This is a genomic window from Alitiscatomonas sp., from assembly GCF_037242085.1.
GTDB classification, from domain to species: Bacteria; Bacillota; Clostridia; order Lachnospirales; family Lachnospiraceae; genus Alitiscatomonas; species Alitiscatomonas aceti.
The window spans coordinates 34,273-57,369 of record NZ_JAXXBR010000054.1; the positions used below are offsets into that span (position 1 = coordinate 34,273).

General features: G+C 52.1%; 21 protein-coding genes and 1 pseudogene. 19 read left to right on the forward strand and 3 right to left on the reverse strand.

What is annotated here, in order from left to right; all coding sequences use genetic code 11:
• The first annotated feature begins 17 nt into the window (after window positions 1-17).
• The 3 genes from WIH05_RS03960 (at window position 18) to sigK (ending at window position 3,386) form a co-directional block, all read left to right on the forward strand.
• A complete protein-coding gene (locus tag WIH05_RS03960; RefSeq protein WP_337425010.1) occupies window positions 18-1,175 on the forward strand; it encodes an iron-containing alcohol dehydrogenase in 1,158 nt (385 codons plus the stop codon).
• 18 nt (window positions 1,176-1,193) lie between these two features.
• Complete coding sequence (gene pepD, locus WIH05_RS03965) at window positions 1,194-2,624, forward strand: beta-Ala-His dipeptidase (protein ID WP_337425011.1); 1,431 nt, start codon at window positions 1,194-1,196, stop codon at window positions 2,622-2,624.
• 123 nt (window positions 2,625-2,747) lie between these two features.
• The gene (gene sigK, locus WIH05_RS03970; protein ID WP_022274039.1) at window positions 2,748-3,386 is read left to right on the forward strand and encodes an RNA polymerase sporulation sigma factor SigK; all 639 of its coding nucleotides are present in this window, start codon (window positions 2,748-2,750) and stop codon (window positions 3,384-3,386) included.
• A gap of 7 nt (window positions 3,387-3,393) precedes the next feature.
• Here the strand turns inward: sigK and WIH05_RS03975 are convergent, their stop codons facing one another.
• Together WIH05_RS03975 and WIH05_RS03980 are read right to left on the reverse strand one after the other, a co-directional pair.
• The gene (locus WIH05_RS03975; RefSeq protein ID WP_022274040.1) at window positions 3,394-3,975 is read right to left on the reverse strand and encodes a chromate transporter; all 582 of its coding nucleotides are present in this window, start codon (window positions 3,973-3,975) and stop codon (window positions 3,394-3,396) included.
• Entirely contained in the window at window positions 3,959-4,555 is a 597-nt protein-coding gene (locus tag WIH05_RS03980; RefSeq protein ID WP_022274041.1) for a chromate transporter, read from the reverse strand. The genes WIH05_RS03975 and WIH05_RS03980 overlap by 17 nt, the downstream gene beginning before the upstream one ends.
• Before the next feature lie 121 nt (window positions 4,556-4,676).
• Here WIH05_RS03980 and WIH05_RS03985 point away from each other — a divergent pair, with 121 nt between their 5' ends.
• The 8 genes from WIH05_RS03985 to tsf all read left to right on the forward strand — a co-directional run bounded on the left by WIH05_RS03985 (window position 4,677) and on the right by tsf (window position 14,559).
• Entirely contained in the window at window positions 4,677-5,582 is a 906-nt protein-coding gene (locus WIH05_RS03985; RefSeq protein ID WP_337425012.1) for a LysR family transcriptional regulator, read from the forward strand.
• 55 nt (window positions 5,583-5,637) lie between these two features.
• Window positions 5,638-6,579, forward strand: a complete 942-nt coding sequence (locus tag WIH05_RS03990; protein ID WP_337425013.1) for an alpha/beta hydrolase — start codon at window positions 5,638-5,640, stop codon at window positions 6,577-6,579.
• 362 nt (window positions 6,580-6,941) lie between these two features.
• A complete protein-coding gene (locus WIH05_RS03995) occupies window positions 6,942-8,465 on the forward strand; it encodes a YifB family Mg chelatase-like AAA ATPase (protein ID WP_337425014.1) in 1,524 nt (507 codons plus the stop codon).
• Between the two features lie 10 nt (window positions 8,466-8,475).
• A complete protein-coding gene (dprA, locus tag WIH05_RS04000; RefSeq protein ID WP_337425015.1) occupies window positions 8,476-9,567 on the forward strand; it encodes a DNA-processing protein DprA in 1,092 nt (363 codons plus the stop codon).
• A 7-nt stretch (window positions 9,568-9,574) separates the two neighbouring features.
• Entirely contained in the window at window positions 9,575-11,653 is a 2,079-nt protein-coding gene (gene topA / locus WIH05_RS04005; RefSeq protein WP_337425016.1) for a type I DNA topoisomerase, read from the forward strand.
• A gap of 148 nt (window positions 11,654-11,801) precedes the next feature.
• On the forward strand, window positions 11,802-12,584 hold the full coding sequence (gene codY, locus WIH05_RS04010) for a GTP-sensing pleiotropic transcriptional regulator CodY (RefSeq protein WP_337425017.1): 783 nt from the start codon (window positions 11,802-11,804) through the stop codon (window positions 12,582-12,584).
• A gap of 224 nt (window positions 12,585-12,808) precedes the next feature.
• A complete protein-coding gene (gene rpsB / locus WIH05_RS04015; RefSeq protein ID WP_022273098.1) occupies window positions 12,809-13,543 on the forward strand; it encodes a 30S ribosomal protein S2 in 735 nt (244 codons plus the stop codon).
• Between the two features lie 74 nt (window positions 13,544-13,617).
• A complete protein-coding gene (gene tsf, locus WIH05_RS04020; RefSeq protein ID WP_022273099.1) occupies window positions 13,618-14,559 on the forward strand; it encodes a translation elongation factor Ts in 942 nt (313 codons plus the stop codon).
• A 122-nt stretch (window positions 14,560-14,681) separates the two neighbouring features.
• On the opposite strand, the gene WIH05_RS04025 is transcribed toward tsf, so the two are convergent.
• A complete protein-coding gene (locus WIH05_RS04025; protein ID WP_022273100.1) occupies window positions 14,682-15,035 on the reverse strand; it encodes a helix-turn-helix transcriptional regulator in 354 nt (117 codons plus the stop codon).
• A gap of 210 nt (window positions 15,036-15,245) precedes the next feature.
• Here WIH05_RS04025 and WIH05_RS04030 point away from each other — a divergent pair, with 210 nt between their 5' ends.
• The 8 genes and pseudogenes from WIH05_RS04030 to WIH05_RS04065 form a co-directional block, all read left to right on the forward strand.
• Window positions 15,246-15,977, forward strand: a complete 732-nt coding sequence (locus WIH05_RS04030) for a CpsB/CapC family capsule biosynthesis tyrosine phosphatase (protein ID WP_215655293.1) — start codon at window positions 15,246-15,248, stop codon at window positions 15,975-15,977.
• Window positions 15,978-16,001: 24 nt separating this feature from the next.
• Complete coding sequence (locus WIH05_RS04035; RefSeq protein WP_022273102.1) at window positions 16,002-16,802, forward strand: Wzz/FepE/Etk N-terminal domain-containing protein; 801 nt, start codon at window positions 16,002-16,004, stop codon at window positions 16,800-16,802.
• An 8-nt stretch (window positions 16,803-16,810) separates the two neighbouring features.
• Window positions 16,811-17,518: pseudogene (locus tag WIH05_RS04040) on the forward strand (CpsD/CapB family tyrosine-protein kinase); the annotation flags it as partial.
• Between the two features lie 155 nt (window positions 17,519-17,673).
• On the forward strand, window positions 17,674-18,750 hold the full coding sequence (locus tag WIH05_RS04045) for an LCP family protein (protein ID WP_337425018.1): 1,077 nt from the start codon (window positions 17,674-17,676) through the stop codon (window positions 18,748-18,750).
• A gap of 58 nt (window positions 18,751-18,808) precedes the next feature.
• On the forward strand, window positions 18,809-19,531 hold the full coding sequence (locus WIH05_RS04050) for a hypothetical protein (protein ID WP_022273105.1): 723 nt from the start codon (window positions 18,809-18,811) through the stop codon (window positions 19,529-19,531).
• Window positions 19,532-19,610: 79 nt separating this feature from the next.
• Entirely contained in the window at window positions 19,611-21,029 is a 1,419-nt protein-coding gene (locus WIH05_RS04055; protein ID WP_022273106.1) for a sugar transferase, read from the forward strand.
• Between the two features lie 57 nt (window positions 21,030-21,086).
• Window positions 21,087-22,256, forward strand: coding sequence for a glycosyltransferase family 4 protein (locus tag WIH05_RS04060; protein WP_337425019.1), 1,170 nt, complete (start codon window positions 21,087-21,089; stop codon window positions 22,254-22,256).
• A 214-nt stretch (window positions 22,257-22,470) separates the two neighbouring features.
• Window positions 22,471-23,097, forward strand: a 627-nt coding sequence (locus tag WIH05_RS04065) for a glycosyltransferase family 2 protein (RefSeq protein ID WP_337425020.1), incomplete at its 3' end; no start/stop codon positions are given.

Consider the following 23,097-nt stretch of genomic DNA (forward strand, 5'->3'; position numbering starts at 1 on the left):
AGGAAAAGGAGGCATCTATGGAGAATTTTATTTATTCCATCCCCACCACCATTTATTTTGGGAAGGGGCAGATCGAACACGTGGCCCAGGCGGTGCGTCCCTACGGGAAGAAGGCGCTGATCGTCTATGGCGGGGGAAGCGTGAAAAAGAACGGTATTTTTGACCGTGTGACAGAGATCCTTGAGCATGAAGGCATTGCATGGGAAGAGCTGGGGGGCGTGGAGCCCAATCCCAGGATCGAAACAGTGAGAAAGGGCGCAGAGCTCTGCAAGGCTGGAAATATCGAAGTCGTTCTCCCCATCGGCGGCGGCTCCACCATCGACTGTGCCAAGATCATTGCCGCCGGTGCCCTTTATGACGGCGACGCCTGGGACCTGGTACTGGACGGGAAGAAGATCCAGGCAGCCCTTCCTATCGTTGCGGTCCTTACCCTGGCGGCCACCGGCTCGGAAATGGACACGGCGGCCGTGATCTCCGATATGGCCTCCAACAATAAGCTGGGGACCAAGAGCGAGCATATCCGTCCAAAGGCGGCCATTATGGACCCCTCCTACACAGAGACCGTCAACGCCTGGCATACAGCCGCGGGCACGGCGGATATCATGTCCCATATCCTGGAATCGTATTTCTCCAATGCCGAGGGATATATGCAGGACCGCATGGCCGAGGGGCTCCTTAAGACCTGTATCCAGTTCGGGATCCGGGCGGTGGAGCATCCCGATGATTATGAGGCCCGGGCCAATCTCATGTGGGCTGGAAGCTGGGCGATTAACGATTTTCTGAAGCTGGGAAAGCTGGTTCCCTGGTCGGTCCACCCCATGGAGCATGAGCTGTCGGCGTATTACGATATCACCCATGGAGCCGGTCTGGCGATCCTGACGCCCCACTGGATGCGCCATGTATTAAACACCAGGACGGTGGAAAAGTTCCGTACCTACGGCGTCAACGTCTGGGACGTGCCGGCGGATCTGCCGTCTATGGAGGCGGCAGAGCTGGCCATCAAACGGACGGCCGATTATTTTAAGGCCCTGGGGCTTCCGTCAAGGCTGTCCGAGGTGGGGATCGACGAAAAATATCTGGAGATCATGGCAGAAAAGTCCGCATCCCGCATGAAGGGAACGTATGTGGAGCTGACGAAGGATGAGATCCTCCAGATCTTTAAGGAAGCCATGTAGGCGGAAGGGAGAAACCATATGAACGTACTGGATCATGAAAAGCTGCATCAGAAATATTTTGAGGAACTCTCCAGGATCCCCAGGGCTTCCTTTAAGGAGGAACGGGTATCAGACTACCTGGAGGACTTTGCCAGGACCAGAGGCCTGGACTATAAAAGAGATACCATCGGCAATGTGGTGATCTATAAGCCGGCGTCTGCGGGCTATGAGGACCACGGCGCGGTGATCCTCCAGGCACATACAGACATGGTCTGCGAAAAGAATGCGGACTGCACCCATGATTTTGACCGGGATCCCATTGATCTTTACATTGAAAACGGGATCTTAAAGGCCAGAGGCACGACCCTGGGAGCCGACGACGGCATGGGCTGCGCCTACATGCTGGCGCTTCTGGATATGGATACTCCCCACCCGGCCCTGGAATGTGCCTTTACAGTCCAGGAGGAGGTAGGCTTAAACGGGGCCTTTGCGTTAAAGCCGGAGTATTTTACGGCGAAAAAATATGTGAACCTGGATTTCGGCGGACGCGGAAAGGGAACGTGCACCACCAGCGCCGGAGGCGAGATGGTGGGCCTTAAAAAGCCTGTGGAATATGAGGACTGTGCCCTTCCGGCCTACCGTCTGTTCATCACAGGCTTAAAGGGAGGCCATTCCGGAAGCTGCATCATCCTGGAGCTGGGCAATTCCTTAAAGATTTGCGGACGGATCTTAAAGGAGATCTCCGGAAGCTCGGATCTTCGGATCGTAAGCCTGGACGGCGGCTTAAAGAACAACGCCATTCCCAGGGAATGCGAGGCTGTGTTTGCCAGCGGAGCGCCCAGGGAGCAGATCGAAAGGGCCATGGAGTCCATAACGGCTGAGATCCGGAATGAGCTGAAATTCCAGGAGCCGGAGCTTTCAGTGACACTGGAGACGGCTGCCTGCACCAGGGCCATGAGCGAAGAGACCAGCGCAGACCTGGTGGATCTTATGTACCTCCTGCCCACGGGACTCCGCCACAGGAGCCTTCAGATCGAGAACCTTCCGGTGGCGTCAGAAAACCTGGCGTCTGTACGGTGTAAGGAGGATTATGTGGAGTTCCAGTATTCCCTCCGGGCAGAAAAAATGTCCTGGCGGGACCAGATGGAAAAGGAACTGTGCATCCTGGCCGGTATCTACGATATGACCGTGGACGTATACAGCAAGTTCCCGTCCTGGGAATTCAATCCGGATTCAGCCCTCAGAAATACGCTTTTAAAGGCATATAAAGAGGTGAAGGGGACGGAGATGGAGCTTCTGGCCACCCACGGCGGCCTGGAGTGCGGAGTGTTCTGCGACATGATCCCGGGCCTTGATGTGGTGACCCTGGGAGCCGAGACCGACGGCGCCCATACGCCCCAGGAGCAGATGAACCTGAAGTCCTTTGACCAGACCTTTGAGGTTCTGAAGAACCTCCTGGAACGCTTATAAACGGTCATGGGAACGACTCTTCTGCCGGGAAACATTCCTTATATGGAAAATAAAAATATGTAAAAGCACCTGGAAAGCCGCCTGAGCATAAGATAGATTAATAATGCTCTAAGGTGGCTTTCTTTGAAGACGTTTTTGCAGCCATTAACAGCCAGGGAAGAAAGAGAGTACCTCCGGCAGTACAAAGAGGGTGACCGGGAGGCAAGGAACGTGCTGATCAGCCGGAACATGCGTCTGGTGGCCCATGTCATAAAAAAATACCAGAATTCCGGCTATGAGACCGAGGATCTTCTGTCTGTGGGGACCATCGGCCTCATCAAGGCGGTGGATTCCTATAATATGGAGAAGGGCTCGAGACTGGCCACCTACGCGGCCAGGTGTGTAGAGAATGAGGTCCTGATGCTTTTCAGGGCCGGGAAAAAATTTTCCAAAGAGGTCTCTATTTATGACCCCATCGGTACCGACAAGGACGGCGAGACCGTGAGCCTCATGGATATTCTGGAGATGGAAGGGAAGGAGGCAGTGGAGCAGGTCATCCTGAAGGAGGATGTGAGAAAGCTTTACGAGGCCTATGAACAGAATCTGAAAGATACCGAAAAGACCGTGATCCGTCTGAGATACGGCCTTTTCGGCTCTAAGGAGCACACCCAGAGGGAGATCGCCGGGCAGCTGGGGATCTCCAGGTCCTACGTCTCAAGGCTCGAGAAAAGGGCGGTGGAGAAACTGCGCGAGGAATTCCAAAGGGATGGGTATACGGCGTAGGGGCGGTTTACAGGGCTCCGCACAGGACATAGGCCAGGGTCCCCACGGCTCCGGAGCCCAGGATGATGGAGACGGCCCCCACCTTTCCGCGGAATCTTCTTAACAGAAACAGGGACCCGGCAAACAGTATGAGCTCAATGGGGCGCAGGGCTGCCAGGGAGATATTATAAAAGCTGGTGTTGAACAGTGCCAGCATCAGAATGGACATTCCGGCGGAGCCGATCATGGCAACCACCGCCGGGCGCAGGGCCGAAAGCACCGTCTGGACGCCGGAGAAGGAGCGGTATTTATAGTAAAAGTGGGCCAGGGTCAGACAGATGATGAAGGAGGGGATGATACAGCCCAGAGTGCAGAGGACTGCGCCCAGGGGACCTGCCAACCGGGTTCCCACAAAGGTGGAGGAGTTGATGGAGACCGGGCCCGGGGTCATCTCAGCAATGGTGATCAGATCCGTAAACTCAGCCATGGTCATCAGCTTGTGGACGTTTACGATCTGGTCCTGGATCAGCGGGATCGCGGCGTAGCCTCCGCCTACGGAGAACATGCCCACCTGGATGAAGGAGAAAAATAAGCTAATTAAAAGATTCATTTCCGGTTACCCCTTTCTTTTTATAAGACGTAAGGACCGCCTCTGTGATCCCGATGACAAGGCAGATCAGAATGATGATCATGGCGCTGACGCCGAAGAAATACGCTCCGCAGAAGGAGAGGACCATGAGGGACGTATAGAACACGGAATGGCTGTTCCAGACGTTTTTTGCCAGATTCCATGTGACGTCCAGGATCACGGCCGCAACGCCTGCCCGCATGACCTGGAGGGCGGCGGCAATATAGAGATTCTGCCGGAATTCTGTGTAAAAGACACAGATCAGGGAGATCACGAACATGGGCGGAAGGATGGTCCCCAGGACTGCGGCCAGGGAGCCGGGGATGCCCTGCATCCGGTAGCCGATGATCACAGAGGCATTGACCGGCAGGGGGCCGGGAGAGGACTGGGTGATGGCCGTGATGTCTAACATTTCATCCTCCTCCAGCCATTTCAGCTCTTCCACAAATTTTTTCTTCATAAGAGAGACGATGACGAAGCCGCCGCCAAAGGTGCAGGCGCTCAGGAGGAACATGGATTTAAAAAGGATCCACAGCTGTTCCAGGTTCTTTTTTTGTAACATGATGATTTCCTTTCCTGTTGTTTGATGAGGCCATTATATCCAGATTTTATAAGAAAGTAAAATTATATATATTGATATAACGATAAAAATACGTTATGATAAAAGGGAGGAGGGATGAGGAATGCTGGATTTTCGGATCGAAACGTTCCTGGCGGCCTGCCGGCATATGAACTTTACTGCGGCGGCGGAGGAGCTTCACATCACCCAGCCGGCGGTATCCCAGCATATCCGGTTCCTGGAAAAGAAATACGGCGCAGAGCTGTTTGTCCGGGATGGGAAGCGGCTGGAGCTGACCCGGGCGGGAGAGATCCTTAAACGGACCATGATCACCATGGAAAATGACCAGAGAGCCATGGAAAAACGGATGCGGGAGTCCGGGAACGCTGTAAGGACGCTGACCATGGGCGTGACCATGACCATTGGGGAATACGCGGTCACAGGGCCTCTGGCCCGGTATCTGAACCTCCATCCGGACGTGAATGTATGCCTGCGGTTCGGCAACACGGACCGGCTTTTGGAGGCGCTCCGGGCAGGGGAGATGGATCTGGCCTTAAGCGAGGGGTATATCCGGTCAGAGGAGTTTGATACGGAGCTGTTCCGCAGGGAGCGGTACATCCCGGTCTGCGCTGCCGGACATGCCCTTCCCGCTGGAAAACAGAAGCTTAAGGAGCTTCTTGGGGAGCGGCTGATCCTCAGGGAAAAGGGTTCCGGAAGCCGGAAGATCCTGGAAAGGAACCTGGCGGCCAGAAACCTTAAGATCAGCGACTTTATTCATTATGCCGAGGTGGAGAACATCCATACCATGGTGAGCCTGCTGGTCCGGGACTGCGGGATCGCCTTTTTGTACGAGGCTGCGGTGGAGCAGGAGATCCGGCAGGGGCTTTTAAAGGAGATCCGTCTGGAGGACTTTTCCATGGACCATGAATTTCTGTTTTTGTGGAACAAGGGCAGCGTTTTTTCCAGCGAGCTGAAGAAGCTCTGCGAGGAGTGGATCCAGCTGGACAAGGACGCTTCCGGCGGAAGATAATGCCGCTCCGGGACTGGAGACAGGTGATGAAATTTCAGAAGAAAGGGGAAAAGGAATGAGAGAAAGGGAATTTTACCTTCCATCCAGTGATGGAAACTCCAGGCTTCACTGTATGGAATGGCTGCCGGACGGGGAGATCCTGGGAGCCGTACAGATCGTCCACGGGATGATGGAGCATACAGGGCGCTACCGGGAAACGGCAGAATGGCTGGCAGACCGGGGGATCGCCGTCTATGGCCACGACCATCTGGGCCATGGAAGAACTGCGGCGGAAAAAGAGGATCTGGGATACTTTGGAGACAGGGATGGGGAGCTTTCATTGGTGAAGGACGTGCGCAGGCTGACGCTTTATGGAAAAAGGAGATACAGAGGAAAGCGGCTGTTCCTTCTGGGCCACAGCATGGGCTCATTTATGGTGAGGCGGACCCTGACCGTCTATGAGGACGGGCCCGACGGCGTGATCCTCATGGGGACGGGCTCCCAGCCGGAGGGAATGGTATTTGCCGGATGGTGTCTGGCGTCTCTGGTGAGCGCCATAAGGGGGAGCCGCAGCCGGAGCCGTCTGCTCCACGAGCTGTCCCTGGGAAATTATAACCGGAAATTCTGGCCGGTACAGACGGACCACGACTGGCTTACCAGGGATATGGAAAAGGCCAGGAGCTTTGAAGCAGATCCGTACTGCCAGTTCCTTTTTACTGCCGGGGCCTACCGGGATTTCTTCCGGGTGATCCTCATGGACCAGCGGGCAGAGCGGCTGGGAAGGATGCGGACGGACATGCCCCTTCTTCTGCTTTCCGGGGAGCGGGATCCGGTGGGAGAAAACGAAAGAGGCGTCAGAAAGGTGTATAAGCGGTTTTCAGATGCCGGCTGCCGGGATATTACCCTGGGCTTTTATAAGGACGCCCGCCATGAGCTGTTCAATGAGACCAACCGGGAGGAGGTACGGGAGGATCTTCTTTCCTGGATTCTGGGGCATCTGGAGGAACAGAATAGTTAAAACCAGGCCCGGGGCTACGGCGGGCCGGGTTCCCGGCAGCCAGTCGGGGCGTGACCGGAATACTGGCCGGGTGTCTGGGCGGAATCCCAGCCGGAGGGTGGATGGCTGAGAAGCCTGCCGGAAACGGGCTGGGATCCCCGCTGGGGCCCTGGCAGAAATAGGGCTTGAAATTCCGGCCAGTATCCGGTATAGTAAACGTAAGGTTCGATCTTTTTATTCTAAACCGGTTTCTATAAGAATCTGTATACACATCAAAAGCGGTCAGAGAATTCCCATGACGAAGATATGGATGACAAATTGAAAAAAACATAGAACTGTGGATGTATTCCGGAAAGAAGGGAAAGCAGGATTTGTTTGGAAAAGTGAATAGTATTTATCTCCAGGGCATGTGGGGGACCCAGGTGTCTGTGGAGGCGGATGTGAGCGGAGGCCTTCCCGGCTGGTCCTTTGTGGGATACCTGGCCTCTGAGGTGCGGGAGGCCCAGGACCGGGTCCGGACGGCCATCCGGAACCTGGGAGTGGAGCTGCCGCCCAGAAAGGTGACCATCAACCTTTCCCCTGCGGATCTGAGAAAGGAGGGAACGGGCTTTGATCTTGCCATTGCGGCGGCGATCCTGACGGCCTACGGGATCATCCCGTCCCCGGAGGAAACGTGGCTGTTTTTGGGGGAGCTGGGGCTGGACGGCCGGATTAAGGGGATCCCGGGAGCCCTTACCCTTACGGTCCGGGCCCGGGAGCTGGGGTTTACGCGGCTGTTCCTGCCAGAGGAGAATCTGGAGGAGGCGTCCATGATCCAGGGGATCGGCCTGGTGGGAGCTGGGGATCTTAAGAGCCTTATGGAGCTCCTTAAGGGAGCGGGTCCCATAAAGGAGTATGAGCGCCGGGAAAGGCCGGGAACAGACCCGGGCCAGGAGAAATACGCCGGGGATTTTTCAGAGGTCAACGGGCAGAAGGTTTTGCGGCGGGCGGCTGAGGTGGCAGTGGCCGGGATGCACAATCTCCTAATGATCGGCCCGGCGGGATCTGGAAAGACCATGGTGGCCCGGAGGCTTGCGACGATCCTTCCGGCAATGACCCAGGAGGAGCAGATCGAAATCTCAAAAATATACAGTGTCTGCAATCTTCTTAGCGGGGAGGAGCCTCTGATCCGGAGACGGCCTTTCCGGGCGCCCCATCATACGGTATCGGCCCAGGCCCTGACCGGCGGAGGGAGCCGGCCAAAGCCCGGGGAGATATCTCTGGCCACCGGAGGGATCCTGTTTCTGGACGAGCTTCCGGAAATGAGCCGGGGGGCCCTGGAGGCCCTGAGACAGCCTCTGGAGGAGCGCCAGGTCACCATTTCCCGGGTTTACGGAACGTGCAGCTATCCGGCTGATTTCCAGCTTGTGGCGGCCATGAATCCATGCAGGTGCGGACACTATCCGGACCTGTCCAGATGCACCTGTACCGCAGGGGAGGTGAGCCGATATCTGGGAAAGATCTCCGGGCCGCTCCTGGACCGGATGGATATCTGCGTGGAGGCCCAGGCAGTGACCTATGAGGAGATGGAGGGGAAGGCGGAAAATGAGAGTTCGGCATCCATCCGCGCCAGGGTAGAAGCGGCCCGGGCCATCCAGAGAGAGCGTTTCAAGGGGCTTTCCATCCGGTGCAACGGGGAGATGGGAGGAGGACAGATCCGCCGGTTCTGTCCACTTAATAAGGAAGAAAGTGAATTCATGGAGCATATTTTTTTCAGTCTGGGAATTTCAGTCCGGATGTACGGGAAGATCCTGAAGGTGGCCCGGACGGCGGCGGATCTGGACGGCCGGGAGCAGATCCTCACAAAGGATCTCAGCGAGGCCGTATCCTATGTGCGGATCCGGCAGCGGTACTGGAAAAACGGTTAGGAGGAGGATCATGACAGAAAAAGAATATCTTTATCTGCTCCTTCACGCAGCCGGGACCGGAGCAGTCACAGCCCAAAGGCTGTATGAACATTTTGGCAGCTATGAGCACATATGGAAGGCGGAAAAAAGGGAGCTGGAGCGGTCTGGGCTTTTAAGCCATGGAAGACTTTCCGGGCTTCTGGAAGCCCGGCTGCGGGAAGAAGAGCTCCGGGAGGACTTTGCAGCCCTGGAAAAAAGAGGGCTCCGGTTTATTGCCTGGTGGGAGGAGGGATACCCCGGACGGCTCCTTCCCTTCAGGGACCGTACGGCGGGGCTGTTCGTCCGGGGAACCCTTCCGGCAAAGGACCGGTTTACGGCGGCCATCGTAGGGGCCAGAAGCTGCACGGAGCTGGGCCGTCAAACCGCAGAGCGGCTGGCCTTCCGTCTGGCGGAGGCTGGCGTCCAGGTGATCAGCGGCCTGGCCCTGGGCATCGACGGAGCGGCCCATAAGGGCGCGCTGGAGGCGGGAGGGAAGACCTTTGCGGTCCTGGGCTGCGGAGCCGACCGGTGCTATCTCAGGGAAAACTATGGATTGTTCCATAAAATGGAAACACAGGGAGGCGTCCTGTCTGAGTTCGTACCCGGAACAAGCCCGCTTCCCATGAATTTTCCCATGAGGAACCGGATCATCAGCGGCCTTTCGGACGCAGTCATCCTGGTGGAGGCCAGGGAAAAAAGCGGCTCCCTGATCACTGCCGACCTGGCTCTGGAGCAGGGGAAAGAGGTATTTGCCGTCCCGGGGCGGATCACAGATCCCCTAAGCCGCGGCTGCAACCGGCTGATCCAGAACGGAGCCGCCGTCTGCCTGGGGCCGGAGGATGTGCTGGAGGCCTTTGGGATAAAATTTGAAAAAAAGACAAGGGCCGATAAAAAAACAGAAAAGAGGCTTGCAAAGAATGAAAATATGGTGTATAGTTTCTTAGATTCGCGGTCCGGAACCCTGGAAGAGATCATGGATGCGTGCGGCTTATCCGTCACGGAAACAATGGAATGTTTGCTGAAACTGGAACTGATGGGAATGGTCCAGGGGAACGGGGATCAATATTATTGCAGAAAGTTGTGAGGTTGGTATGGCCAGTAATCTTGTGATCGTAGAGTCTCCTGCAAAGGTGAAAACTATTAAGAAATTTTTAGGATCCAGCTATGAGGTGGACGCGTCCGGCGGTCATGTACGGGATTTTCCCAAAAGCCAGTTCGGCATTGATGTGGACAACGATTTTGAACCGAAATATATTACGATCCGTGGAAAGGGCGAGGTCCTTGCCAGGCTGAGAAAGGAAGTCAAGAAGGCCGATAAGATCTATCTGGCAACGGACCCGGACCGGGAGGGGGAAGCCATCTCCTGGCATCTGTTAAAGGCGCTGAAGCTGGATGAGGTGAAGGATAAAAAGGTATATCGGATCAGCTTCAATGAGATCACGAAAAACGCGGTGAAAACATCCTTAAAGGAGCCCAGAGCCATCGATATGAACCTGGTGGACGCCCAGCAGGCCAGGCGTATGCTGGACCGTATGGTGGGATACAGCATCAGCCCGATCCTCTGGGAAAAGGTAAAAAGGGGCTTAAGCGCCGGCCGTGTCCAGTCGGTGGCCCTGCGGATGATCTGCGACCGGGAGGACGAGATCGCGGCCTTTATCCCCGAGGAGTACTGGAGCCTGGAGGCGGGACTTAAGGCTCCGGGAGCCAGAAAGCCCATGACTGCCAGGTTCCACCACGACCAGAACGGAAGGACCGAGATCCGGAGCCGTGCTGAAATGGAGGAGATCCGGAGCTTTCTGGAGGGAAAGAAATTCCTGGTGGAAGAGATAAAAAACGGAGAGAGGACCAAAAAGCCCCCCATCCCCTTTACCACCAGCACCATGCAGCAGGAGGCCTCCAAGGCGCTGAACTTCTCCACCCAGAAGACCATGCGCGTCGCCCAGCAGCTGTATGAGGGTGTGGATGTAAAGGGTCACGGGACCATTGGTCTTATCACCTATCTGAGGACCGACTCCACCCGTGTGGCGGAAGAGGCGGATAAGACGGCCAGGGACTTTATTGAAGAACAGTACGGCAGCCAGTACGTTTCCCGGAGGGAGGGTGAAAAAAAGGCCTCCGGCAAGATCCAGGACGCCCATGAGGCCATCCGTCCCACCAACATCGCGCTGACGCCGGCGCAGGTGAAGGAATCCCTGTCCAGGGACCAGTTCCGCCTGTACCAGCTGATCTGGAAGCGCTTTGCCGCCAGCCGTATGGCAGCGGCCGTTTATGAGACCACATCGGTAAAGATCGGCGCAGGCGGAGTACAGTTTACCATGACGGCCTCCAGGGTGAAATTCGACGGCTTCATGTCGGTCTATATGGAGGCTGACGATAAGGAGGAAAAGAACCAGCTCCTGGCGAAGCTGGAAAAGGGACAGGAGCTGGAGCTGGTAAGCCTGGAGGACGCCCAGCATTTTACCCAGCCGCCGGCCCATTATACGGAGGCCTCCCTGGTAAAGGCCCTGGAGGAGCAGGGCATCGGACGTCCCAGTACCTATGCTCCCACCATCACCACGATCCTGTCGAGACGGTACATCACCAAGGAAAATAAGAACCTCTATGTGACGGAGCTGGGCGAGGTGGTAAACCGGATCATGAAGCAGTGCTTCCCCAGCATTGTAGACATTACCTTCACGGCGAATCTGGAATTTCTCCTGGACAGCGTGGGAGAGGGAAGCACCAACTGGAAGACCGTTGTAAGAAACTTTTATCCGGATCTCTGCGAGGCGGTGGAGGAAGCGAAGGAAACCCTGGAAACCGTCCATATTGCCGACGAGGAGTCCGACGAGCTGTGCGAGCTCTGCGGAAGGCGCATGGTCATCAAATACGGTCCCCATGGAAAGTTTCTGGCCTGTCCCGGCTTCCCCGAGTGCCGCAACACGAAACCGTATTTTGAAAAAACAGGAGTCCCCTGTCCAAAATGCGGAAAAGAAGTGGTCATTAAAAAGACGAAAAAGGGAAGGAAGTTTTACGGCTGCGAGGGAAATCCGGAATGCGATTTCATCTCCTGGCAGAAGCCGTCCAGGGAGAAATGTCCGGAGTGCGGAAGCTACATGGTCGAGAAGGGAAATAAGCTGGTATGCTCCAGCGAGCAGTGCGGTTTTGTGAAAAACAGACAAGACACCTAAGGGAAAACATGACTCCTTTATGAAATAAAGGATAAATTTTTCTTAATTAAACGAAAAAGTCTTGATATTCATGAAATATCGTGTTACAATTCTCGTGAAAGAACATTTTTGCTATACGATATTGTGAAGAGAAGGAGGTTTTCGGATAATGAGTGTGGAATTATTGGACAAGACCCGAAAAATTAACAAATTACTTCATAACAACAATTCTCACAAAGTGGTATTCAACGATATCTGTAAGGTGCTGAGTGAGATCTTACTGTCCAATATCTTGGTGATCAGTAAGAAGGGAAAGGTTCTTGGAGTGAGCATCTGTCCAGAGGTGGAGGAGATCCACGAACTGATCGAGGACAAGGTGGGCGGCTATATTGATAAAATGCTCAATGAACGTCTGTTAAGCGTACTTTCTACAAAAGAAAACGTAAATCTCGCCACACTGGGATTTGCAGAGGAAAATGTAAAGAAGTACCAGGCGATCATTACTCCCATCGATATTGCCGGAGAGCGTCTTGGAACCCTGTTCATCTATAAAGCTGATGAGCAGTACGACATTGACGATATCATTTTATGCGAGTACGGCACCACAGTGGTGGGCCTGGAAATGATGCGCTCCGTCAACGAGGAGAACGCGGAGGAGACCAGAAAGGTGCAGATCGTGAAATCGGCCATCAGCACGCTTTCGTTTTCCGAGCTGGAAGCCATCACGCATATTTTCGACGAGCTGGACGGAAATGAAGGGATCCTGGTTGCCAGCAAGATCGCAGACCGTGTGGGCATCACCCGTTCCGTTATCGTAAACGCTTTGAGGAAATTTGAGAGCGCCGGTGTCATCGAGTCCCGGTCCTCCGGTATGAAGGGAACGTATATCAAGGTCCTCAACGACGTGATCTTTGACGAGTTAAAGAACCTGAAAAAGACGGGCAACAAGTAATCTGCCTGCGGAATATGGAAAAGAGGGCGCTTCCGGTACCGGACGGCGCTTTCTTTTTTGCAAAAGAATGTGAAAAAACACTTGCACACCGGGAATACTTATGTTATATTTGAAAAGCTGACAATATGCACGTCTGCGGATTCTGAAAATGGTGCTGCCGAAACCGGCGGTCTTTGAGGAAGTCAGATGCAGGCGGAAGAAAAAAACCATATGGAGGAAAGAAAATGAGCGTTATTTCAATGAAGCAGCTTCTGGAAGCCGGCGTACATTTCGGCCACCAGACAAGAAGATGGAACCCCAAAATGGCTCCGTACATCTACACTGAGAGAAATGGTATCTACATCATCGATCTTCAGAAATCCGTAGGAAAGGTTGACGAGGCTTATAAGGCCATCGCTGACATCGCTGCAGACGGCGGCACCATCCTGTTCGTAGGAACAAAGAAGCAGGCCCAGGATGCCATCAAGACAGAGGCAGAGCGCTGCAACATGTTCTATGTAAATGAGAGATGGCTGGGCGGCATGCTCACCAACTTCAAGACCATCCAGTCCAGAATCGCAAGATTAAAAGCGATCGAGAAGATGGCTGAGGACGGAACCTTCGACGTACTTCCCAAGAAGGAAGTAATCGCTCTTAAGAAAGAGTGGGAGAAGTTAGAGAAGAACCTGGGCGGCATCAAGGAAATGAAGAAGATCCCGGATGCGATCTTTGTTGTAGATCCGAAGAAGGAAAGAATCTGCGTACAGGAAGCCCACACTCTGGGAATCCCGCTGATCGGTATCGCTGATACAAACTGCGATCCGGAAGAGCTGGATTATGTGATCCCGGGTAACGACGACGCCATCAGAGCCGTTAAGCTGATCGTGTCCAAGATGGCTGACGCAGTGATCGAGGCAAACCAGGGCGAAGCAGAAGCAGTTGAAGAGATGGCTGCAGAGGAAGAGTCTGCAGAGGCTTAAATCTCAGCAGTGCCGGCCGGGTTTCCGTGGGAATCCGGCCGTTTGAGTATATTCATAAATCGGAGGAAACGAACATGGCAGCAGTAACAGCCGCAATGGTAAAAGAATTAAGAGAAATGACAGGCGCCGGAATGATGGACTGCAAGAAGGCTCTTGCAGCTACCGAAGGCGACATGGACAAGGCCGTTGAGTTCTTACGTGAAAAAGGACTTGCAGGCGCAGCTAAGAAGGCTGGCCGTATCGCAGCAGAGGGTATCGTTGTTACAGCCCTTTCCGCAGACGAGAAGAGCGCAGTAGTTGTAGAGGTAAACGCTGAGACAGACTTCGTGGCAAAGAACGAGAAGTTCCAGACCTACGCAGCTGACGTTGCAGCCCAGGCTCTGAACACCAGCGCAGCAGATATGGATGCATTTATGGAAGAGAAATGGGAAAAGGATCCGTCCATGACCGTAAAAGAGGCTCTGTCCTCCCAGATCTCCATCATCGGTGAGAACATGAATATCCGCCGTTTTGAGCAGGTAAAGGAGGAGAACGGTTTCGTTGCTTCCTATATCCATGCCGGCGGTAAGATCGGTGTTCTTGTGGATGTTGAGACAGACGTTGTAAACGACGCTGTTAAGGAAATGGCAAGAAACGTGGCAATGCAGTGTGCAGCCTTAAAGCCCCAGTATACCGACCGCAGCGAGATCAGCGCCGATTTCATCGAGCATGAGAAGAGCATCCTGATGGCGCAGATCATGAACGATCCCAAGGAGGCTTCCAAGCCGGAGAAGGTGATCCAGGGCATGATCCAGGGCCGTATCAACAAGGAAATGAAAGAGATCTGCCTCTTAGACCAGGTTTATGTAAAGGCAGAGGACGGCAAGCAGTCCGTATCCCAGTATGTGGCTGAGGTTGCAAAGGCCAACGGCGCAAAGATCGCTGTTAAGAAGTTCGTCCGCTTCGAGACCGGCGAGGGAATGGAAAAGAAGAACGAGGACTTTGCAGCAGAGGTTGCAAAGCAGATGGGACAGTAAGCTTCCCGTCAAAACAGCATAGAAAGATTTTAAGAGCTCTGGAGGGATCCAGGGCTCTTTTTTTAACGAAAATGGCCCGAACCAGAGAAGATTGATCTGGTGCGGGCTTTTTTCATTTCTGGCTATTTTTCGTCGCAGGCCTTTAAAAAGAGCCGGAGAAGCTCCATGGCATAGGAGCGCTTTTTTTCGCTGCAGTGCCCAAGGAGTTCTTCGACGGCTTCCATTTCCAAAAGCTGTTCCGGAGTCTTTGGTTCGGTGTCTTCGTATCCATAGATGATGTAATCCATGGTAACATTCAGACTTGAGGATAGAAGGATCAGGGTTTCAATGGACATGCCGCAGCTGCCGCGTTCAATATCCTGGCAGTATTTGTAGGCGCGTCCGATCTTTTCAGCGAGCTCTTCCTGGGTCATTCCTAGAAGAAGCCGCCGCTGCCGGATACGGTCGCCGGCAGCGATCCGGTCGTAAAGTTGCATGGGAGACCTCACTTTCTTTGTATGAATCTGGAATTTTAAACCAACAGCTCAATAGTAGTACCAGAATATAAAAAACTATCACACTTGTTTAAACATACATTTAACACCTGTTTTAAGCGAAAAAACCTTGAATTTATTTTTATACTGTGGTAGAGTATCTTATGAAAAATATGGAATGCAATGCGCAGACCATGAGAACAGGTGAGATTTTTGCGGGAATTGGACAGAAAAAAGATCATTGATATACATGCGCATATCCTGCCGGGGGTGGACGACGGAGCCAGGGATCTCAAAGAAAGCATCGCTCTGGCTGTCTCAGCAGCCAGCCAGGGGATCCGCGCAGTGATCGCCACCCCCCATTTCTCCAGGCGGGGCGATCCAGATGAATACAGACAGCTTCTGAAAAGCGTGCAGACGGAGATCTGGAAGAGCTGCCCGGATTTTCAGCTGTATCTGGGTCAGGAGCTTTATTATCATGAGGATCTGGGCGACAGGCTTTTGAGCGGACAGGCCCTGACCCTGGCAGACAGCAGCTATATCCTTGTGGAATTCGATCCGGCAGCGCCGTTTTCACGGATGAGCCGGGGGATCCGGAATCTTTGTGGTCTGGGGTATATTCCTGTTTTAGCCCATGCGGAGAGGTACGGATGTCTCCGGGAAAGCGGGATGCTGGAGCGTCTCCGGGAGATGGGCGCATTGTTTCAGGTCAATTATGAAAGCCTTACGGGGCGATGGTATGACCGGGACGTATTCTGGTGCCGGAAGCAGATCAGGGAGCACCGGATCCATTTTTTAAGCACCGATATGCACCAGATGGATCACCGGCCGCCGGAAATAAAGAGAGCGCTGGACTGGCTGGACAAAAATGTGGATGCAGAATACAAAAAAAGTCTGACGGAAGGAAATGCCAGGAGGATCCTGGAGGACGGTGCAGTCAGATAGAATGAACAACAGGGGAAGAATGAGATGAACAGCAGAAATAATGAAATGGAGATCGATCTGCTGGAGCTTTTCCGCGTATGGAAAAAGAAGCTCTGGCTGATCATTCTTGTGACTTTTCTTGGGGGAACTGCGGGCTTTGCGTTCAGTAAGATCGCCCTGCCCCCCATGTACACGTCTACATCCATGATGTACGCCGTATCGAAGGAAACGACCCTCACATCCCTGGCGGATCTTCAGATCGGAAGCCAGCTGACCCAGGACTATAAGGTGATCATCACCAGCCGTCCGGTACTGGAGGAGGTCATTGGGGATCTGGATCTGAATATTTCCTATGAAATATTGAAATCGAAAATTTCGATCAATAACCCTGCGGATACCCGTATCCTGGCGATCACGGCTACGGATCCGGATCCGCAGATGGCAAAGGCCATCGTAGACCGGACTGCGTCGGTATCTTCCGGCTACATCGGCGATATTATGGAAATGATCCCCCCAAAGATCATAGAGGAGGGGCAGGTGCCCACCCAGAAGTCCAGTCCCAGCAACACCAGAAATGCGGCGCTGGGAGCTCTTCTTGGCCTGGTACTTACCTGTGGAATCACAGCCATGCAGATGATCCTGAACGACACGATCCAGACAGAAGAGGATGTGGAGCGGTATCTGGATCTGACGGTCCTTGCATCTGTTCCCAGGAGAAATGAGGATGGAAAGGGAGCGGAGGCTGAGCGGAAATCCAAAAAGAAGAAGGCCCGCACTGCGCCCAGAGAGAATCAGGAAAGCCAGAAGCCGGAGGGCAGATCCAGACGGAAGGGGGGAAAAGAGTAATGGAAGATATGCATCTGGAATTGAAACCGGGAAAGACCAGTGATTACGAATATACCGAGGCAGTGAAAACACTGCGTACCAACATTCAGTTCTGCGGAAGCAGCGTAAGGGTCATTATGTTTACCAGCGCAATCCCCAGTGAGGGAAAAAGTGATCTTTCCTTTGCAACAGCGGAGGCCCTGGCCCAGATCGGAAAACGCACGCTGCTGATCGACGCGGACATCCGTAAGTCGATCCTTACTTACCGGTATCAGTTAAAAAACAAGCTGAACGGATTGTCCCAGTTTTTAAGCGGACAGAAAAGGCTGGAGGAGGTCTTATACACCACCAGCACCAGGGGACTGGATCTGATCTTTGCCGGACCGTTTTCTCCCAATCCGGCAGAGCTTCTTGAAGAGGAGCTTTTCGGAGATACAGTGAAAAAGCTCAGGGAAGCGTATGACTATATCATCATCGATACCCCGCCCATGGCCGGACTGATCGACGGAGCCATTGTAGCCAGACATTGTGACGGAGCCGTCCTGATCATTGAGAGCGGAGCCGTCAGCTGGAGAGTGGAGCAGAAGGTGGTGGAGCAGTTAAAGCGTTCCCAGTGCAGGATCCTGGGAGCCGTATTAAATAAGGCGGACTCTGGAAACGGCGGATATTATGGACGGTACGGGAAATACGGGAAGTACGGAAAGTATGGAAAATACGGCCGGTACGAAAATGCAGAGCATGAGGAGAGCTCGTACAGCCGACTGGAGCCTGCGAAACACACTGCGGCACGGCCCCGGACAGAAATTCCCAACAGCGTCATAGAGCCGGATATGGATGAAGAATATAAAGAACTGGAATGTCCGTCAGCCGCCCCGGAACATGGGGAGTCTCAATGAGCCGGTATAGAAAAGGCCGGAGACGGGCCGCTCTTTTAGGGATCACAGCCGGATGTGTTGGGGCGGCAGTGTTTTTAGGCGTATCTGTGAAGCTGTACCGGGAGCGGAAGGATACAGAGGCAATGATCGAAAGCCGTCATGCCGCCTGGGAGCAGAATACGGCAGGGGAGTCTTCTGATCCACCGGAAGCCGCTCCAGATCCGGAAAAAATGCTTTCCGAGGCTGCCGTTTCCTGGAATGGAAAGGAGTACCGGCGCAATACCTATATAAAGGCAGTCCTTTGTATGGGGGTGGACCGGGAAAATACCATGACCGGAGGTGAGGAGCCGGGACAGCGGGGGCAGGCAGATGGGATCTTCCTCGCGGCCTGGGATACGGCGAGAAATGGGCTTAAGATCTTAATGATCACCAGAGATGCCATGACATACCTGACCCCGGTAAGCTGGGATGGGACCGTCCGGGATGAGGAATACGACCACATTACTCTGGCGTTTTCCTATGGAGACGGGTATGTGAAAAGCTGTGAAAACATGGTCAGGGAAGTGGAAGAGATGTTTAAGGGACTCCACGTGGACCATTACATGGCAACCGATCTTTCCGCTGTGGGAATATTAAACGAGGCAGTGGGAGGCGTTACAGTTACCATTCCGGCGGGTCTTTCCGCTGCGGATCCCCGGTTCCAGGAAGGAAGCCGGATCACCCTGAAAGGAGATCAGGCGGAGGAGTTTGTCCGTTACAGGGATACAAAAGAGGATCATTCTGCGCTGTATAGGACGCTGCGCAGCCAGGAGTTTATCACAGGCTTCTTTGACGCGGCACAGAAAATGGCAGAAACAGACAGCCAGACAGTTCCCCGTCTTTTTGAACTGACGGAAGAATATATGATCACAGATATGGCAAAGGACCAGTATATGGGTATGGCGGCAGATATCCTTGCTTCAGAAGATCTGACTTCGGATCATTTTTATGTACTTCCCGGAAGGGCGGTGGTGACGGAAACGTATGATGAATATCATGTGGACGAAGACGCAATGACAGAGCTTCTCCTGGAGCTTTTTTACCGGGAGGCATAAAACATGTATCGAACAGCGGCACGCTGATTCATAAAAAAAGGAAGAGGAGAAAATGGAAATGAAAAAGAAATTAGTAAAGACCCTGGCTCTTGCGCTGGCATTATCTATGATCCCGGTCATGGCCTACGGTGCCAGCAGCAGCCCGAAAAACGACGATGACGACAGCAGTTCCTCAGAGTCTGTTTACGAGGACAAGACAGTAGGAGGAGATGGAACCTCGGGAACTGCCATTACCCAGCCGTCCAGGCCGTCGGTGGTAGTATCCCCCAACGGACAGCAGACCTCGGTGGGACAGACCTCCAAGGACTCCTCCGGCGTGACCATGAGCCTGGTGGTCAATAAAACAACGGAAGACGGAAAGCAGGTATCCATGCAGTTCGGCGGCGGAGCGGTTGTAGGAGACCAGGTCGTTACCATAGCCACAGGCGCGGCGGAGACAGCGGGACTACCAGAAGGCGTTGTCAATGTGATCAACCAGTTAAATAAGGGGACTGGAGCAGAGACCGCGATCCCGGAGCAGGACATGACCGGCTATAAAAAGCTGGGAAATACAAGAGCGCTGATCGTCAGCTCCCAGAGCACAGGAAAGACCGACGCGGTGGCAACGGAGGTTACGCTCCAGGTCAGCGGGATAAATAAAGAAACCAGGAAACTGGTGGCCGTATATTACAACAACGCAACCGGCCGCTGGGAACGGGCAGAGGCCAGGTTTAATGTGGCCACAGGTGAGGTTACATTCATCGCTCCCGGTTCCTGTACCGTGCAGCTCTGGTGGATCTAAAACGGATCCGGGCGGCTTCACGGCTGGAACCGCCCGGTTTCTTTTTTTCTGGTGTACGAGTAAGATAAAGGGGAACAGTATGAAATTAGAAAACATAAAGCACGATCTGACCCTGCCGGCAGTGAAGGGTCTGAATGTGGCGGCGTTGACGGCGGCCTTCTTTCTGGGATGGAGCCTGTTTTACGTGGGATTTATGGGATCAACAGCTTTGAAATGGACAGGTTATATCCTTTCGGGTTTATTTTTTTTCATGTACGCCCTGTTTGGAAAGGTCTACGACGCCTTTATGATCTCCACAAACCGGATCTCAGAGCTGGTTTACAGCCAGGCTCTGGCGGCCATTATTTCCGATGGAATGATGTATGTGGTCATATGCCTGCTGATGCGCCGCTGGATGAATCCTCTGGGGATCTTTTGTGTTTTTGTGGTACAGATGGTTTTGGCTGTGATCTGGTGTGTAGGAGCTCACCGATGGTATTTTGCCTCATTCCCGGCCCGGCGTTCGGCAGTCATTTATGATATAAGAAGAGGGATGGACCAGCTGATCCGGGAATACGGGATGGATAAAAAATTTGATGTGCAGCTGAAGGTCCATGCGGAGGAATGCGTAAAAAACCCGGACATGCTGAAAGGAATGGAGGCCGTATTTTTAAGCGGCGTTCACAGCCATGAGCGGAATATCCTTTTAAAATACTGTATCATCAACAGCATCAGCGTTTATGTGATCCCGCGGATCGGTGACATTCTTATGAGCGGGACGAAACCGGTACATATGTTCCATCTGCCGATCTTACGGGCGGACCGGTACAATCCGCCGCTGGGGTATCTGATCGCAAAACGGACCTTTGATATTGTGGCTGCCGGACTGGCGCTGATCGTGACGTCTCCGGTCTTCCTTTTAACGGCCATCGCCATCAAACGGGAGGATGGAGGTCCGGTATTTTATAAACAGGAGCGCCTCACAAAGAACGGAAAGAAATTTTATATCCATAAATTCCGCAGTATGCGGGTAGATGCGGAAAAGGACGGCGTTGCCAGACTTTCCAGCGGAGACAACGACAGCCGGATCACGCCTGTGGGACGGATCATCCGGAAGATCCGGGTGGACGAGCTTCCGCAGCTTCTGGACATCCTGGCCGGAAATCTTTCCGTCGTGGGCCCGAGGCCGGAGCGGGAGGAGATCGCCCTGCAGTACGAAAAGGAGCTGCCGGAGTTCCGCTTAAGGCTCCAGGCAAAGGCCGGACTCACAGGCTACGCCCAGGTATATGGGAAATATAATACAACGCCCTACGATAAGCTTCAGATGGATCTGATGTATATTGCGAATCCCAGCTTCATGGAGGATCTGCGAATCTGCTTTGCTACGGTGAAGATCCTGTTTATGCCAGAGAGCACGGAAGGCGTGGCGGAAGGTGCAACGACGGCCATGGGACAGGAAGCGGCGCTGGGGGAGATGGCGGCGACGAAGGTGGAAGATGAAGAAGTCATTAAGGGATGACTTAGTTTTAGATTAGAAAAATTGGGTGAATGCAGAGGATGGGGGGAAGGTCTACAAATGAAAATTGCAGTGGTGTCGATCGGAAGCTTTGATACGCAGTATTCGGATTATCATATTATGCGCGATATTATTGTAGGGCTTCTGGAAAGAGGTCATGATGTGGATCTGATTCAAAAGCAGTATTTAGATATACCACAGTATCCAAAGACGTTTGAGAAATACCTAAATAACCAACTTCGGGTTCATAACATTCCGTTTGAAAAGAAAGCAAGGGCAGATTTAAAAGCCCGTTATCTGGCTGATCTGTCATATTATTACCGGGTCTGCCGTTTTCTGAAAAAAAATGAGCCGGACAAAGTTTTTTTGCAATCGAATAACACTGCGTTTTTTACAATATTTTATGTAAAGCATATTTTAAAACGTCCTTTGCTATATAATGAGCAGGATATTTTTCCAGAGAATGCCTATTTTGCAGGTATTTTATCGGAAAAAAGTCTTATTTACCGTATAGCTCATGTCTTACAAAAATATGCTTATAAAAATGCAGATGCTCTTAGCACTATTTCAGATGACATGAAATCAACCATTGTTACCCGGTATGGGATTCCAGAGTCTAAAGTTCAAGTTATTTATAATTGGGGACATGAGGAAAAAAAAGCACATAGTGAGGACGAGAATGTTTTCCTAAAAAAATTTCCAAAGAAAGCGGGAGAGTTCCGAGTCGTATATGCAGGGAATCTTGGGAAAATGCAGAATGTTGAGTTGGTTCTAGAAGCTGCGGCGCTGATGAAGGATGAACCGGATATCAGCTTTTTTATTGTGGGAAGTGGCGTAAATGAGGAGCAGCTTAAGAATTATGCGGAAGAAAAAGAACTGACAAATGTAAAATTTGTTGGTATGCAGCCTCCGGAAGAGGTTGCCGATCTTTACGCAGCGGCTGATGTTAATGTAATTCCACTTCAAAAGAGACTTATATATGCTGCGTTGCCAAGCAAAACGGCGGATTGTCTGCTTGCTGGGAAACCGATTATTACTTGTGTGGATGATGAAGCGAAGTTTGTAAGAATTATGCAGGAGCATGGATATGAAAATTCAAATCCTAAGGTGCCAGAGGAACTTTGTAATCTTATTAGAAAAAGCAACCTATTTTTTAGACCAAAAATGATCGATTTTTTTTCAAGAGACAGGAATGTTCTGGAACATTGTAAATTAGTTGAGGGCATATAGAGAACCAGATAAGCGTTGTTTTATAAATTTTTAAAAAGAAACAAATATTGATTTATTACGATTTTTCTTATTGAGAAAAAAATAAATTAAGTTATTAATTATTCATTCATGGGCTCTTTAACGTTGCTATTTTTGTAGCGGTTAGTTTAAGCATTGATTGTATAGTTAGAAAGCCCAGAGAGGCACATACGGCTTTCAAGGAAGGAAAAGTAAAATGAATGATATTACTGCTATTATTTTGACTAAAAACGAAGAGTTGAATATTGCTCGCTGTATTACCTCTATCAAAGGACTTGCAGATCGTATTGTTGTTGTAGACAGTGGAAGCACCGATAAAACAATGGATATAGCAAAAGGTTTGGGAGCAGAGATTTATCAGCATGAGCCCTTTGAGCATTATGCAAAACAGTTTAACTGGGCATTAGATCATGTGAATGTACAGACAAAGTGGGTATACAGAATTGATGCTGATGAGGTAGTGACGCCAGAGTTAAAAGAAGAAATTATTAAAAACTGCTTAGAGCATAGTGAAGATGACGTAAATGGACTTGTGATGAAATTCAAGATATATTTTATGGGGAGATTTTTAACCCATGGAGGAATATATCCATTTTATAATCTAACTATATTTAAGTATGGTTACGGAAGGTATGAGGACCGTTCTATGGGAGAGCATGTTGTGCTGTCAGAGGGAAGGACGGTAGATTTGGAAAATGATTGTCTGCATTATGATTTTAAGGATTTGACAGCGTGGATTAATAAGCATAACTGGTATGCGACACGGGAAGTTAATGATTATATGGAGACATTAGCAATGAGACAGGCAGATACAAATCTATAT